This is a genomic window from Draconibacterium sp., assembly GCF_041583095.1.
Lineage (GTDB): Bacteria > Bacteroidota > Bacteroidia > Bacteroidales > Prolixibacteraceae > Draconibacterium.
Genome location: NZ_JBFHGM010000117.1, coordinates 1 through 14,539, shown reverse-complemented (window position 1 = coordinate 14,539; position 14,539 = coordinate 1). Strand labels below are relative to the sequence as shown.

Genomic DNA, 14,539 nt, shown 5'->3' with positions numbered 1-14,539 from the left:
AGTGCAACCCCGCAGTTCAGCGCAGTTTGACCTCCGAACGCCAGAAGTATTCCCTGTGGTTTTTCTTTTTTAATTACCTCTTCAACAAAATGAGGCGTAACAGGCAAAAAGTAAATTTTGTCTGCAATGTCTTCAGATGTTTGAATGGTTGCAATATTCGGATTGATAAGAACCGTTTCAACACCTTCTTCTTTCAACGCTTTTAGCGCCTGCGAACCGGAATAATCGAACTCACCGGCTTCTCCAATTTTTAGTGCTCCCGAACCAAGAACAATTGCTTTTTTAATATGTGTTTCTATCATGATAATTTTTGAATTTCGAATTATGATTAACGAATTAAGATTTCAGATTTATCATACATCTGCTACTTGTTTTTATTCTTTTTGGCTGTTTCAATACTTTTCACGAAGATCGATATCAACTCGTTATTCTCGTTGTAACAATCCTCGAGCATATTTAAATTTTTAACCAAACCTGAATATTTAATAATCTTTATTGCCACAAAAGTTTCTCTTAATTCTTTTAAACAAACACTCATTTTATGAATAAAGTCGTTTTTGCTTTCAGCACTTTGAGCTTCTCCATAGTTGAGTGCAGGTGAAGTACCTGATCTAACGATTTGACCTTTCATATGATTGCCGATTGGAGTATTTGGAAGTGCATCTGCCAGCCTGATAATCATGGCGGCAAATCGTATTAGTCTCTCTTCCAAATCAAACTTGTTCATATCTGCAATCATAAATCGTTAATCGTCATTCTGCGGTTCAATTCTTACTTCTTGCTCTCTACGATATTTTTAATGAACTCGTCAAATAAAAACTCGGTATCAACAGGGCCGCTCGACGCTTCAGGGTGAAACTGTGTTGAGAAGAAAGGCTTTGTTTTGTGCCTGATTCCTTCGTTGGTTTCGTCGTTCACGTTAGTAAATAATGGCTCCCAGTCGTTTGGCAACGTTTCGGTTGCTACCGCAAAACCGTGGTTTTGCGAAGTGATATAACATTTGTTTGTTCCTTCCAACAACACAGGCTGGTTGTGGCTGCGGTGCCCGAATTTCAATTTATAGGTTTCGGCGCCGGCGGCACGTGCCAGCAATTGGTTACCCAAACAAATTCCCATAATTGGCTTCTCTGCTCCGATTACATTTTTAATATACTCAACAGTTACATCACAATTTGCCGGGTCGCCCGGGCCGTTCGAGATAAACAATCCGTCGAATTCTTCATTGGTAAAATCGTAGTCCCATGGTACACGAATTACCGTAGCTCCGCGATTAAGCAAACAACGAATAATGTTGTTTTTCACACCGCAATCAATTAATACCACTTTGTGCTCTCCGTCTCCGTATACCTCACGTTCTTTGCAACTTGCAACAGCTACCAGGTTTTCTTTGTTAGGATCGTAAAAATCAATTTCATCTTCAAATTCGATCTTTCCCAGCATAGAACCTTTCTCACGTAAAATTTTCGTTAAGGCTCTCGTGTCGATGTCGAATAAACCCGGTACTTCGTATTCTTTTAGCCAATCACTCAAACTTTTCTCAGCATTCCAGTGGCTAAACTCAAACGAGTAATCAGAGATTATCAGACCGGAAATGTGCAATTTGTGCGATTCGTAATATTTGTGTATTCCGTTCTCTTTTCTGTTAAAAGGAACGCCATAATTCCCAATCATTGGGTAAGTCGACACCAGGATTTGCCCGGTGTAAGATGGATCAGTCAAACTCTCCGGATACCCCGTCATTGCTGTATAAAAAACGACCTCTCCGGCCACCGACTTTTCGCTTCCGAAGGATTTTCCCATAAAAACCGTCCCGTCTTCAAGCGTTAATTTTGCCTGTTTTACTTTGTACATATTCCGATTTAATAATTAAAAAAAATGCGCTTGCCCTAAAATAGTTCAAACGCATTTCAGTTATTCTTTATACTTATTTTCAAATACACTTTCTCAGCCATAATGTTAAGAACATGATATTAAAATCATTTTCCGATGCAAAAATAGAAAATATTCTGAAATTCTTACCTGTTCTTTTATGAAAATGTATATTTTTGCATCACAAATGAATATTTATTCAATGAAGAATAAAGTACAAAGACAACGAGAAATCCGAAAAATAATCCAGAGAGGCAGTGTACACAGCCAGGATGAATTATTGGTTGAATTAAAACGCCGCGGGTTCGAACTGACACAAGCTACCTTATCGCGCGATTTAAAAGTGTTGCAGGTAGCAAAAGTGCCACATCCGGTTAAAGGATACCTTTATACGATTCCTGAAAACGGACAATCTGAACGTCAAAATTCAGAACATGTTAACCGTATAAATTACCTGGCCGACGGATTTAAGGACATACAGTTTTCGGGCAACCTGGCCGTTATACGTACCTTACCCGGATACGCCAACAGCATTGCAGCCGTAATTGATTCGGCTAGTCCGTGGGAAATTTTAGGAACCGTTGCCGGAGACGATACTATATTAATAATACAAAGGGAAGGAATATCGAAAAATGATTTGACAGAGGCATTAATAAAAATTCTGCCAAAGCTTAACGACAAATTGTAGATCGAAGGATGAAGAGTTTAGAAAATATTAAAGTTTTATTTGCCGACGAAAATCACCTGAAATTCATCGACGACATAAACGACGCTATCGACAGTGCATCGAAACAACGGGGCACCGGTATTGCGCGTCGTACATTTGAATACCTCTCTTCGAAAATGAAAGAGGGAAAAGCAATTATTGCCCTTGAAGGAGACACCTTTGCCGGTTTTTGCTACATAGAAACCTGGCAGGAAAAAGGTTTTGTGGCCAACTCGGGTTTAATTGTTGGTGAAGAATACCGTGGAATAGGGCTTGCAAAAGCGATTAAGAAAAAGGCTTTCGAGCTTTCGCGTAAGAAATATCCGAATTCAAAAATATTTGGTTTAACTACCGGTTTGGCGGTAATGAAAATCAACCACGAACTGGGCTACCGTCCGGTAACATTTTCGGAGTTAACCTTAGACGACCAGTTTTGGAAAGGTTGCCAGGGATGTGTTAACCACGATATCTTAGAGCGTACAGGGCGAACAAAATGCCTGTGCACCGGAATGCTTTACGATCCGGCATGGGAAAAACCAACATACGCCAACGGAAACGGAATTAAGAAACGCAGCCTGCTCGATCTTCTTCCAAAACGATTTGTAGGCGTTGCGAAAAAGAAAATAACAGATAAAAATAAGTAGAGTGGCGGCTCGCTATTCGACAGACAGCTACAGACTTAAGTTGAATAACAAACGCCGTCACTCTTTTAAAGATATTTAGACATGAGTAAAAAATTGGTACTGGCATTTAGCGGAGGTTTAGACACATCGTTTTGTGTAAAATACCTGAAAGAAGAAAAAGGTTATGATGTTTATACAGCAATTGCCAACACAGGCGGATTCTCCGACGAGGAGTTAAAAGCCATTGAAGAACGTGCGCTGGCACTGGGCGCAGTTGAGCACATTACACTCGACGTAACTAACGAGTATTACGAAAAATGTATTCGCTACATGGTTTTTGGTAATGTACTGCGTAATAACACCTACCCTATTTCGGTAAGTTCAGAAAGAGCATTTCAGGCTATCGCCATTATCGAGTATGCCAAAGAAATTGGTGCTCAATACATTGCTCATGGTAGTACAGGTGCAGGAAACGACCAGATTCGTTTCGACCTGACTTTCCAGGTTTTGGCTCCTGAAATTGAAATCATTACGCCAACCCGCGATATGTTGCTTACCCGTCAGTACGAAATTGATTACCTGAAAAAATATGGTTTTGAAGCCGATTTTACAAAAATGGAATATTCCATTAATCAGGGACTTTGGGGAACCAGCGTTGGCGGAAAAGAGACATTGACCACTGACAAAAATCTTCCTGAAGAAGCTTATCCAAGCCAACTGGAAGCTACCGAGCCCAAAACCATTGAATTGGGTTTTGAAAAAGGCGAACTGGTTTCGCTCGACGGTGAATTTTACGAAAACGGTCCTGATGTAATCCGTGCACTGGAAGCTGTTGCATCGAAATATGCCATTGGACGCGACACACACGTTGGCGACACCATAATTGGCATTAAAGGCCGCGTTGGTTTTGAGGCTGCTGCTCCGCTAATTACCATTAAAGCACACCATCTGTTGGAAAAACATACGCTTACCAAATGGCAATCGTATTGGAAAGAACAGTTGGGCAACTGGTACGGCATGTTCTTACACGAAGCCATGTATCAGGAGCCGGTAATGCGTAACATCGAAGATTTCCTGGAATCAACTCAGGAAAACGTAACCGGGAAAGTGATCGTAAAGCTTAGACCTTACAACTTCGAGCTGGTAGGTATTGAATCGGAGCATGATTTAATGAATTCAGGATTTGGCCAGTACGGCGAAACCGTTGAAGCATGGACAGCTGACGATGTAAAAGGATTTACCAAAATCTTATCGAACTCACTAAAAATCTACAATAAAGTAAACGGAAATTTATAGGATGATTAAAGTTGGAATTATAGGAGGAGCCGGATATACTGCCGGAGAGCTGTTGAGAATTTTATTAAATCATCCGCAAGCAGAAATTGGTTTTGTGCAAAGCACCAGTAATGCGGGCAACCTGATTTCGGATGTACACATTGATTTGCTGGGCGAAACCGAAATCAAATTCACCGACCAGATGCCTTTTGACGAAGTGGATGTTATTTTTCTTTGTATGGGTCACGGCAAGTCGATCGAATTCATGGAGAAAAATACTTTCCCACAATATTTGAAAATTATCGACTTAAGCCACGACTTCAGACTAAAAAGAGAGGGCAATGACTTTGTTTATGGTTTACCGGAACTAAACCGCGAAGAAATTGAATCATCAGAACGGATTGCGAATCCGGGATGTTTTGCCACAGGCATTCAACTGGCACTGTTGCCACTTGCTGCTAATGATTTGTTGCAGGATGAAATTCATGTGCAGGCAATAACCGGATCAACCGGTGCGGGGCAAAAACCAACGGCAACGTCGCACTTTAGCTGGCGTAGCAGCAATGTTTCAGCATACAAAATTTTCGAGCACCAGCACGAAGGCGAGATCATTCAGAGCCTGAAACAATTGCAACCCGATTTTGAAAAAGATTTCAACTTTGTACCGATTCGCGGAAACCACACACGCGGTATTTTTGTTGCCTGTTATACAAAATTTGATGGCTCGCTTGAAGAAGCGAACGAAATATACAAGGATTACTACGCCGATCACCCCTTCGTTTTTGTAACCGACAAAAACCCGGGAGTAAAACAGGTTGTAAATACGAACAAAGGCGTAATTTATTTGGAAAAACACGGTAACAAACTGGTAATAATCAGCTTAACCGACAATTTAATAAAAGGCGCATCCGGACAGGCAGTTCAGAATATGAACCTGATGTTTGGCCTGGATGAGAAAACCGGACTCAACTTAAAACCGGTAGCATTTTAACAAGGCAAAAGTAGAAAATAAAAAGGCAAAAATGTTGCACGCAGATCGCGCAGATTAACGCAGAAAAAATCAGCGTTTTCAGCGAAATCTGCGAGAAAAAATTGTATATGGAACTATTTAACGTATATCCACTTTTCGACATCACTCCCGTTAAGGCAGAAGGCTGTTATGTTTGGGATGAGAACGGAAGGAAGTACCTCGATCTTTACGGCGGGCACGCGGTAATTTCAATCGGGCACAGCCACCCGACTTATGTTGAAAAGATAAGCACACAGCTTAAACAGATCGGATTTTATTCCAACTCGGTTCAGAATCCTCTACAAAAGGAACTGGCTGAGAAATTAGGCAAACAATCGGGTTGCGAAGATTATCAGTTATTTCTTTGCAACTCGGGTGCCGAAGCCAATGAGAATGCACTAAAACTGGCCTCTTTTATAACCGGTAAAAAGAAAATTATCTCTTATAAAAAAGGCTTCCACGGACGTACCTCCGCTGCGGTTGCCATTACCGATAATCCGAAAATTATTGCTCCTGTTAACGAAACCGACAATGCGGTTATCCTGCCGTTTAACGATATTAACGCAACAGAAGAAGTTTTAAAACAAGGCGATGTGGCGGCTGTAATTGTTGAAGGAATTCAGGGAATTGGTGGAATCTATGTTCCAGATACCGAATTCCTGACCAAACTAAAACAACTGACCGAAAAATATGTGGCCGTTCTAATTCTGGATGAAATACAATCAGGTTACGGACGAAGCGGAAAATTCTTCGCCTACCAGTATACGGATATAAAACCCGACATTGTTACCATGGCCAAAGGAATGGGTAACGGATTTCCCATTGGAGGCGTACTCATTCAACCGGAAATTGAGCCGTGGTTTGGCATGCTCGGAACCACTTTTGGTGGTAATCACCTGGCTTGTGCTGCTGCCATAGCAGTTCTGGATGTAATGAAAGACGAAAAGCTGGTGGAGAATGCCGAAGCAGTTGGTAATTACCTGATGGACAAATTGGCGGAGATGGATGCAGTGTTTGAGATCAGAGGAGAAGGATTAATGATCGGTTTGGAGTTTAAGCAACCAATTGCCGAAATTCGTAAAAAATTACTTTTCGAATACGGTATTTTTACCGGCGTATCGGGGCAAAATATTATCAGGCTGTTGCCACCACTCAGCCTAACGAAAGAACAGGCCGACACTTTTTTGGCAGCATTTGCAAAAGTACTTGGCTCGTTCGCTGAATAAATAAGGATTGATAGAAAACATCTACTAATTTAGACTAATGGAAAATAAAAAAATAGCAATTATCGGAGTTGGAAACATGGGAGGCGCCATTGCACTTGGTCTTTTAAAATCGGGCTCAGTTGAAGCAAGCAATATCTCCGTTTCCGACAGAAAAGAAGCTACGCTCAAAAACATGAGCGACCTGGGAATTAGTGCTTACGAAAACAATATAGATGCGGCAAAAGATGCTGATGTGATTATTGTAGCCGTAAAACCCTATCATATTGAGGGAGTAATTAACAGCCTGAAACCCATTTTGTCGCCGGAGAAAATTTTCATTTCCATTGTCGCCGGAGTTGGCATCGATACCCTTGGAGAAATGGCCGGAAACGACATTCCTATTTTCAGGGTAATGCCCAACACCGCAATTGCTTTACAGGAATCACTAACCTGTATTTCGGCAAATGGCAACACCGAACCATACCGCGAGTATGTTGTTGAACTGTTCGACAAGCTGGGAAAAACCATTGAGATTCCGGAAGAACTGATGGCAGCTGCAACTGTACTTTCATCGTGCGGTATTGCTTATGCGCTACGTTATATTCGTGCAGCTATGCAAGGTGGTATCGAAATTGGTTTTAGCGCCGAAATGGCACAGCTAATCACCGCACAAACAGTAAAAGGTGCGACCGAATTGCTGCTACAGTCGGGACATCACCCCGAAAGAGAGATCGACAAAGTAACCACACCAATGGGCGTAACCATTACCGGATTGAACGAAATGGAACATAAAGGCTTTAGCTCTTCACTGATTCAGGGAGTTCTGGCCTCGTACAAAAAAATAAAAGACAACTAAAAACTGTGCAGACCCGCTACAAGAAAATAACAGTAAAAGTAGGTAGTAATGTTCTGGCCAAATCCGACGGAACGCTCAACGTGGCTCGCATTGCCCACCTGGTTGACCAAATTGCTCATCTGCAAAAAAACGGCGTTGAGGTGGTTTTGGTATCATCGGGGGCAGTTGCTGCAGGCCGCGCGGTAATGAAGGAAACTAAAAAGTCGGACGCCGTATCGCAACGACAGTTATGGGCTGCATTGGGTCAGGTAAAATTAATATCGCGTTATTCTGATTTTTTCCACGAAGAGGGGCTTACCTGTGCGCAGGTACTCACCACCAAGGAAAATTTCTCGAGCCGCCGACATTACCTGAACATGAAAAACTGTATCACTACCTTGCTTGAAAACAAAGTGATACCGATTGTAAACGAAAATGATACCATCTCGGTAACCGAACTAATGTTTACCGATAACGACGAACTGTCGGGGTTGATTGCATCGATGGTAGATTCCGAAGCACTGGTCATCCTCAGCAATATCGATGGTGTTTACACCGCTCATCCCGATAGCGAGGGCGCCGAACTGATCGAACGTATTCAGGTAAACGACAAAGGACCGCAGGATGCAATTTCGCCTGAACGATCAGAATTTGGCCGCGGCGGAATGCTTACCAAATTTCGAATTGCCAAAAAAGTGGCCGGCGATGGAATCGGTGTTCACGTTGCCAACGGAACCCGCACCAATATTCTTATCGATCTGCTAGACAAATCGAAAAACCTAAAGCATACTTTTTTCGTACCCAACCCGAAACCATCAAGCGGAGTAAAAAAATGGATCGGCTATTCCGATGGTTTTGCAAAAGGACAGGTACAAATCAACGAAGGAGCACGAAAAGCACTGCTTTCAGATAAGGCCGTAAGCTTGCTTCCGGTGGGAATTGAAAAAGTTGAAAGCGAATTCAAAAAAGGAGATTTAATAAAAATAACAGGCATAAACGGCGAGTTTGTCGGCATGGGAAAAGCCTCGTACGGCTCGGAAAAAATTGAGAAGGAGAAACAATCCGACAAGCAAAAACCGGTAGTACATTACGATTATTTGTATTTAGAATATAAAACAACAAAACATTAATATAGAAATATAAAAATAGCTCAGAGTAACCTTTAACGAAGTTTGTCAACCACGACAAACTACCCTTACTCCCTTTTTTTTGATGCCTTAATTTGAACATATTCTGAGCTCCCTCTCCCTCCCCCGGGAGAGGGTTTTTCGTTGAAAGACCATTGACTATGAAGATAGAACAACAGCTAAAAAAAACGTTAGAAGCATCGCGCAAATTAAACCTGGTATACGACGATCAGGTTAAACAGCTGCTGCTGGAGCTGGCAAACGAAGCGAGGGCAAAGTCGGAATTTATTCTTACCGAGAACCAAAAAGATCTGGATCGTATGGATCCTGAAGATCCAAAATTCGACCGGCTTAAATTATCAGAAGAACGAATTGAAGGCATTGCTTCCGACATGGAAAACGTTGCCCGCCTTGAAAGTCCGGTTGGAAAAACCTTAAAGGAAACGGTTCGTGAAAACGGATTAAAAATTAAAAAAGTTACGGTGCCGTTTGGTGTAATTGGGATAATTTATGAAGCCCGCCCGAATGTTACTTTCGATGTTTTTGCCTTGTGCCTGAAATCTGGAAACGCCTGTGTTTTAAAAGGTGGCAGCGATGCCATTTACTCCAACCAGGCCATTGTTTCCATTATTCGCGATGTGCTTAAGAAATTCAGTTTCGACGAAAATACAGTAACACTCCTTCCTGCCGGGCGCGAAGAAACCAACGAAATGTTGCGGGCCCACGGATACATCGATTTGATTATTCCACGCGGAAGCCAGGGGTTGATAAATTTTGTTCGCAAAAATGCTACCATTCCGGTAATTGAAACCGGTGCCGGAATATGCCACACTTATTTCGATGAATTTGGCGACGCAGAAAAAGGCCGCGAGATTATTTTCAACGCCAAAACCCGCCGCGTTTCAGTTTGTAATGCATTGGACTGTTTGGTAATTCACGAAAGCCGTTTGGATGAACTGAACGACTTTGCAAAAAAACTATCGGAAGAACAGGTGGTGATTTATGCCGACGAAAAAGCGTACAAACAAATAGTATCGGTTTATCCAAAAGAGCTGTTATATGAGGCCACAGAAGAATCATTCGGGACAGAATTCTTGTCGATGAAAATGTCGGTAAAAACAGTTGCTTCTTTCGACGAAGCGTTGAATCATATCAACACACACACATCAAAACACAGCGAGGCGATCATTTCTGAAAACCAGGAACGAATTGAAACATTCCGCAAAATGGTAGATGCGTCTTCGGTGTATTCAAATACATCAACCGCTTACACCGACGGAGCACAATTCGGACTGGGAGCTGAGATTGGCATCAGCACACAAAAATTACACGCCCGCGGGCCGATGGCACTGGAAGAATTGACCAGCTACAAATGGATAATTGAAGGAAACGGACAAGTAAGACCTAAATAAAAAATCAAAACTAAGTTTGACGTTAGAGCTTCATGCTTCCGACTTCGGACTTCCAACTTTTAAATTATGAAAAAATTCACATCAGTAAAAGATATTCCCAGCATTGAAAAAGCGCTGGCAACCGCATTCGAAGTAAAAAATAACAAATTTGGATTTCAGCACCTGGGAAAAAACAAAACCATGGTTTTGGTATTTTTCAACTCAAGTTTGCGTACGCGTCTCAGCACCCAAAAAGCTGCCCAGAATATGGGCATGAACACCATGGTGATGAACGTAAACGAAGACAGCTGGCAATTGGAATCGGAAATGGGCGTGGTTATGGACGGCAAAAATGCCGAACACCTGCGCGAAGCCATTCCGGTTATTGGCAAATATTGCGATGTAATTGGCGTGCGTGCTTTTGCCAAATTCGAAAAACGCGAAGACGATTACGCTGAAAAAATATTAAGCCAGTTTGTTGAATATGCAGGTGTTCCCGTGGTAAGCATGGAGGCCGCAACTCGTCACCCCTTGCAAAGTTTTGCCGACCTGGTAACCATTGAAGAACACAAAAAGGTGGAAAAACCAAAAGTAGTCCTTACCTGGGCACCACACCCGCGTGCGTTACCACAAGCTGTTGCCAACTCGTTTGTGGAGTGGATGTGCGAAACCGATTACGAACTGGTGGTCACTCACCCGAAAGGATACGAACTGGCTCCCGAATTTATGGGAGATGTTAAAGTAGAGTACGACCAGAAAAAAGCTTTTGAAGGCGCCGATTTTATTTATGCCAAAAACTGGGCTTCATACACCGATTATGGACAGATTTTATCGAAAGATATGAGCTGGACGGTTGACGAAGCAAAAATGGCGTTAACCAACGATGCCAAATTTATGCATTGTCTTCCGGTACGTCGGAACATGGTGGTAAGCGATGGCGTTATCGACAGCCCGAATTCAATTGTGGTTGAACAAGCCTACAACCGCGAAGTTACGGCACAGGCAGTATTGAAAATGATTCTTGAAAATGCTTAATTCTGCTACCTTTGCGGCCTTGCGGATTGAGAGAATTTAAAAACATGACTAAAAAAATAGAAATAATACCTGCCATCGACCTGATTGATGCTAAATGTGTGCGACTTTCTCAGGGCGATTACAACCAAAAAACGATTTACAACGAAAACCCGTTGGAGGTGGCCAAAATGTTCGAAGATGCGGGAATCAAACGTTTACACCTCGTTGATTTGGACGGGGCAAAAGCCAAGCACATCGTAAATTACAAGGTACTGGAAACCATTGCCGGAAAAACAAATTTGGTGATTGACTTTGGCGGCGGATTAAAATCGGATGAAGATTTGGAAATTGCGTTTAACTCAGGAGCAGCAATGGTTACCGGCGGTAGTATCGCTGTAAAAGAAAAGGATACTTTTCTCAGCTGGCTGGAGAAATTCGGTAGCGAAAAAATCATTCTGGGTGCCGATGCAAAAAACGGCAATATTGCAGTAAGCGGCTGGCTGGAAACCACCGAATTAGGTGTTATCGATTTTATTTCAGAATTCCACAAACAGGGAATCAGCAAAGTAATTTCAACAGATATCAGCCGCGACGGAATGTTAAGCGGCCCTTCTTTTGAACTATACGCTGACATTATGAAAACACTGCCGAAAGTGGAAATTATTGCCAGTGGCGGAATTGCCGCCATGGACGACATATTAAAATTAGATGAAATGGGCGTTCCGGGAGTAATTACCGGAAAAGCCATTTATGAAAATCGCATAACTTTGAAAGAAATTGAGAAGTTCATTTCATAACAATGATACTGTCATTTCGAATCCTGAGGAACGAAGCTGAGAAATCTACCTCATATCAACAGATTTCTCCTCGCCTACTCGTCGAAATGACAAAACTGATAAGAAAATGCTTGCAAAACGAATAATACCTTGCCTCGATATCCGTAACGGACAAACCGTTAAGGGAATCAATTTTGTCGACATTAAAGAAGTGGGCGACCCTGTGGAGCTGGGCGCAAAATATGCTGCCGACGGTGCCGACGAACTTTGTTTCCTCGATATTACAGCAACCCACGAAGGCCGCAAAACTTTTGTTGAGCTGGTAAAACGAATTGCAGCCCATATCAACATTCCGTTTACGGTTGGTGGCGGTATCAGCGAATTGAGCGATGCCGAAAAGCTTTTGGCTGCCGGCGCCGATAAAATCTCGATTAACTCATCAGCAGTTCGTAACCCAAAACTGATCGACGATCTGGCACTGAATTTTGGAAGCCAGTTTGTTGTTGTGGCGATAGATGCCCGCGGCAATGAGAACGACCACTGGACAGTTACCGTAAATGGCGGCCGTATCCCGACTGACAAAGAACTGTTTTCGTGGGCAAAAGAAGCCGAAGACCGTGGTGCCGGAGAGATACTTTTTACTTCGATGAACCACGACGGAACAAAAAATGGATTCGCCAATAAAGAGCTTTCGAAAATGGCCGATATGCTGAAGATTCCGATCATTGCATCGGGCGGCGCGGGTGCCGAAGAGCATTTTGTTGATGTTTTTACCAAGGGAAAGGCTGACGCCGGACTGGCAGCCAGCATCTTTCATTACAACGAGATTCCAATTCCGGTTCTTAAGAAATACTTAAAAGAAAAAGGCATTGTAGTTCGATAGCCAATCAAAATAGTAACTTCGCAACACAATTACTGAATTAAAAATTACTCCGGGCTTCTGGCTTCGGACTTCTGACAAAAGATTATGAGACAGCTAACAGATATATCAACAATCGATTTCAATAAAATGGACGGGCTAATTCCGGCGATCATTCAGGACGCGGAAACGCAAAATGTTTTGATGTTGGGTTTTATGAACCAAGATGCGCTTGACAAAACACAGGAGATTGGTAAAGTAACGTTTTTTAGCCGCACCAAAAACCGCTTGTGGACCAAAGGCGAGGAATCGGGAAATTTTCTGGATGTTGTTTCGATTGCCATTGATTGCGACAACGACACGTTGCTTATAAAAGCAAATCCTGTTGGACCGGTTTGCCACAAAGGCGACGATACCTGCTTTGAAGAATCAAACACAGGCAACGATATTCAATTCCTGAGCTACCTGCAGGATTTTATCGATAAACGCAAAGCCGAAATGCCGGAAGGTTCATACACCACTTCCTTATTCCAAAAGGGAACACGAAAAATTACGCAAAAAGTTGGCGAAGAAGCTGTTGAAACTATTATTGGAGCAATGGCCAACGACGATGAGAACTTCATGTACGAAGCCGGCGATTTACTTTATCACTTAGTGGTGTTGCTTACGCATAAAGGTTACCGTATTGAAGATGTGGTTCGCGAGCTCAAAAAAAGACACAAATAAACAACTGTCTTTCAGCAACTTAAAATCTCAAGAAATTCTTCTACTTCCCCACCTTGTTCAGAAAAGACTGCCTTTTCGGAGACCAATAAACATATTGTAGAACACAGTTATGAAACATAGTTCCATAACATAGTTATAAAACATTGTATATTACCACTTTACAATTAGGTATATTTCGGCGGTACTCCGTAGCTTTGTTACATCTTCTAACTACAAAATACCGCTTGTATGGAAACAATAACCATTTGTCCTACCAGTACCGCCACAATTTTAGCTTGTCAACAGATTGCAAAAACCTTTAAAGAAAACATCTACGAGTTGTCGATTTTGCGAAAGGAATGGGATCCGGAATTCGCAACATCGTTAATGGTGTGGATTGACGACACCATCGACAAACACTACGCTGAAAATCTGGATGTTTTGGAAGATGAACGTTATCGCGAATGGCACGAGATTATGGTTGAAGGCCTTCAGCACCTTAAAGTTCTGCGGGCATCAGTAAAAGTCGACTTTAAAAAAGACAAAGCCTTTCTGAAAGAATTTTTCAAAACCACCGGCTACACCGATTATTTTAGCGATGCCAAAAACGGCGACCACATCAGCCTGTTTAAATTCCTGAAAACATTTGCCGCTAATTTAAACGAAAACGTAAGGCAAAAAATCAGCGAAAAAGGAACGCCTGACACCTTGTTCGACAAAATCCTTGTTTGTGCGAATCGCATCAGCCAGTTCGAAGACTTTTTTATTGCTTTGGAAGGAGATAACGAACTGGATAATTACGGCAAAAAAGAAGTAGCCGAGATTTACGAAACTATACAAGACATTTGCCGGATTGCAATTGCCTATTACCAATTCGATCCGAAAATGCGTTGCAAATTCAATTACTACAAAGTAATGGTGAACTTATAACGACTTTTTTTCGTCAACTACTTAATAATTAATTCGAAATGCAGTCTGCCTGCATATCTTTTACAGGCGGACTGGAGACTGTAAAATGAATTCTGTCTAACAATATTAATTTTGTAAGACAGAGAAATTATGGAAAGCGAAGAATTTAAAGCAATGCGTGACAAAGCCCTTGAGCAGTTACGCACAGGACAATCCCTTACGGGGAAAGATGGCGT

15 protein-coding genes and 1 pseudogene are annotated in these 14,539 nt (G+C 42.1%); 13 read left to right on the top strand and 3 right to left on the bottom strand.

Going from position 1 to position 14,539, the window contains the following annotated elements; genetic code table 11:
• The 3 genes and pseudogenes from ABZB17_RS12210 to carA form a co-directional block, all read right to left on the bottom strand.
• Positions 1 to 299 (bottom strand): annotated as a pseudogene (locus ABZB17_RS12210) (carbamoyl-phosphate synthase large subunit); the annotation flags it as partial.
• 65 nt (positions 300 to 364) lie between these two features.
• Positions 365 to 739: a four helix bundle protein gene (locus tag ABZB17_RS12205; protein WP_372650595.1), complete on the bottom strand. Its 375-nt coding sequence runs from the start codon at positions 737 to 739 to the stop codon at positions 365 to 367.
• A 32-nt stretch (positions 740 to 771) separates the two neighbouring features.
• Complete coding sequence (gene carA / locus ABZB17_RS12200) at positions 772 to 1,851, bottom strand: glutamine-hydrolyzing carbamoyl-phosphate synthase small subunit (RefSeq protein ID WP_372650593.1); 1,080 nt, start codon at positions 1,849 to 1,851, stop codon at positions 772 to 774.
• Between the two features lie 220 nt (positions 1,852 to 2,071).
• Here carA and argR point away from each other — a divergent pair, with 220 nt between their 5' ends.
• The 13 genes from argR to ABZB17_RS12135 all read left to right on the top strand — a co-directional run bounded on the left by argR (position 2,072) and on the right by ABZB17_RS12135 (position 14,324).
• Positions 2,072 to 2,557, top strand: a complete 486-nt coding sequence (argR, locus tag ABZB17_RS12195; RefSeq protein ID WP_045028639.1) for an arginine repressor — start codon at positions 2,072 to 2,074, stop codon at positions 2,555 to 2,557.
• 8 nt (positions 2,558 to 2,565) lie between these two features.
• Positions 2,566 to 3,219 carry a GNAT family N-acetyltransferase gene (locus ABZB17_RS12190; RefSeq protein WP_372650591.1) on the top strand — a complete coding sequence of 218 codons (654 nt, stop codon included), beginning with the start codon at positions 2,566 to 2,568 and terminating at the stop codon, positions 3,217 to 3,219.
• 81 nt (positions 3,220 to 3,300) lie between these two features.
• A complete protein-coding gene (locus ABZB17_RS12185; protein ID WP_297096265.1) occupies positions 3,301 to 4,494 on the top strand; it encodes an argininosuccinate synthase in 1,194 nt (397 codons plus the stop codon).
• Between the two features lies 1 nt (position 4,495).
• Positions 4,496 to 5,464: an N-acetyl-gamma-glutamyl-phosphate reductase gene (argC, locus tag ABZB17_RS12180; RefSeq protein ID WP_372650589.1), complete on the top strand. Its 969-nt coding sequence runs from the start codon at positions 4,496 to 4,498 to the stop codon at positions 5,462 to 5,464.
• Between the two features lie 107 nt (positions 5,465 to 5,571).
• The gene (locus ABZB17_RS12175) at positions 5,572 to 6,708 is read left to right on the top strand and encodes an aspartate aminotransferase family protein (protein WP_372650588.1); all 1,137 of its coding nucleotides are present in this window, start codon (positions 5,572 to 5,574) and stop codon (positions 6,706 to 6,708) included.
• A 37-nt stretch (positions 6,709 to 6,745) separates the two neighbouring features.
• Positions 6,746 to 7,543 (top strand): pyrroline-5-carboxylate reductase, encoded by a 798-nt coding sequence (gene proC, locus ABZB17_RS12170; RefSeq protein WP_372650587.1) that lies wholly within the window; start codon positions 6,746 to 6,748, stop codon positions 7,541 to 7,543.
• 5 nt (positions 7,544 to 7,548) lie between these two features.
• Complete coding sequence (gene proB, locus ABZB17_RS12165; protein WP_372650585.1) at positions 7,549 to 8,652, top strand: glutamate 5-kinase; 1,104 nt, start codon at positions 7,549 to 7,551, stop codon at positions 8,650 to 8,652.
• Between the two features lie 158 nt (positions 8,653 to 8,810).
• Positions 8,811 to 10,061, top strand: a complete 1,251-nt coding sequence (locus tag ABZB17_RS12160; protein WP_372650583.1) for a glutamate-5-semialdehyde dehydrogenase — start codon at positions 8,811 to 8,813, stop codon at positions 10,059 to 10,061.
• A 66-nt stretch (positions 10,062 to 10,127) separates the two neighbouring features.
• Complete coding sequence (locus ABZB17_RS12155) at positions 10,128 to 11,075, top strand: N-acetylornithine carbamoyltransferase (RefSeq protein WP_372650581.1); 948 nt, start codon at positions 10,128 to 10,130, stop codon at positions 11,073 to 11,075.
• A gap of 44 nt (positions 11,076 to 11,119) precedes the next feature.
• On the top strand, positions 11,120 to 11,851 hold the full coding sequence (hisA, locus tag ABZB17_RS12150; RefSeq protein WP_372650579.1) for a 1-(5-phosphoribosyl)-5-[(5-phosphoribosylamino)methylideneamino]imidazole-4-carboxamide isomerase: 732 nt from the start codon (positions 11,120 to 11,122) through the stop codon (positions 11,849 to 11,851).
• 106 nt (positions 11,852 to 11,957) lie between these two features.
• Positions 11,958 to 12,713: an imidazole glycerol phosphate synthase subunit HisF gene (gene hisF, locus ABZB17_RS12145; protein WP_372650578.1), complete on the top strand. Its 756-nt coding sequence runs from the start codon at positions 11,958 to 11,960 to the stop codon at positions 12,711 to 12,713.
• A gap of 84 nt (positions 12,714 to 12,797) precedes the next feature.
• Positions 12,798 to 13,415, top strand: a complete 618-nt coding sequence (hisIE, locus tag ABZB17_RS12140) for a bifunctional phosphoribosyl-AMP cyclohydrolase/phosphoribosyl-ATP diphosphatase HisIE (RefSeq protein ID WP_372650576.1) — start codon at positions 12,798 to 12,800, stop codon at positions 13,413 to 13,415.
• A 228-nt stretch (positions 13,416 to 13,643) separates the two neighbouring features.
• Positions 13,644 to 14,324, top strand: a complete 681-nt coding sequence (locus ABZB17_RS12135; protein ID WP_372650574.1) for a hypothetical protein — start codon at positions 13,644 to 13,646, stop codon at positions 14,322 to 14,324.
• The last annotated feature ends 215 nt before the right edge of the window (positions 14,325 to 14,539 follow it).

What these genes read in the sequence shown, in the direction of transcription:
- ABZB17_RS12175 (WP_372650588.1), top strand. Translation starts at nt 5,572, where the DNA reads ATGGAACTATTTAACGTATATCCACTTTTCGACATCACTCCCGTTAAG.
- proC (WP_372650587.1), top strand. Translation starts at nt 6,746, where the DNA reads ATGGAAAATAAAAAAATAGCAATTATCGGAGTTGGAAACATGGGAGGC.
- carA (WP_372650593.1), bottom strand. Translation starts at nt 1,851, where the DNA reads ATGTACAAAGTAAAACAGGCAAAATTAACGCTTGAAGACGGGACGGTT.
- hisA (WP_372650579.1), top strand. Translation starts at nt 11,120, where the DNA reads ATGACTAAAAAAATAGAAATAATACCTGCCATCGACCTGATTGATGCT.
- ABZB17_RS12135 (WP_372650574.1), top strand. Translation starts at nt 13,644, where the DNA reads ATGGAAACAATAACCATTTGTCCTACCAGTACCGCCACAATTTTAGCT.
- ABZB17_RS12205 (WP_372650595.1), bottom strand. Translation starts at nt 739, where the DNA reads ATGATTGCAGATATGAACAAGTTTGATTTGGAAGAGAGACTAATACGA.
- ABZB17_RS12160 (WP_372650583.1), top strand. Translation starts at nt 8,811, where the DNA reads ATGAAGATAGAACAACAGCTAAAAAAAACGTTAGAAGCATCGCGCAAA.
- hisF (WP_372650578.1), top strand. Translation starts at nt 11,958, where the DNA reads ATGCTTGCAAAACGAATAATACCTTGCCTCGATATCCGTAACGGACAA.
- ABZB17_RS12190 (WP_372650591.1), top strand. Translation starts at nt 2,566, where the DNA reads ATGAAGAGTTTAGAAAATATTAAAGTTTTATTTGCCGACGAAAATCAC.
- argR (WP_045028639.1), top strand. Translation starts at nt 2,072, where the DNA reads ATGAAGAATAAAGTACAAAGACAACGAGAAATCCGAAAAATAATCCAG.
- hisIE (WP_372650576.1), top strand. Translation starts at nt 12,798, where the DNA reads ATGAGACAGCTAACAGATATATCAACAATCGATTTCAATAAAATGGAC.
- argC (WP_372650589.1), top strand. Translation starts at nt 4,496, where the DNA reads ATGATTAAAGTTGGAATTATAGGAGGAGCCGGATATACTGCCGGAGAG.
- ABZB17_RS12185 (WP_297096265.1), top strand. Translation starts at nt 3,301, where the DNA reads ATGAGTAAAAAATTGGTACTGGCATTTAGCGGAGGTTTAGACACATCG.
- ABZB17_RS12155 (WP_372650581.1), top strand. Translation starts at nt 10,128, where the DNA reads ATGAAAAAATTCACATCAGTAAAAGATATTCCCAGCATTGAAAAAGCG.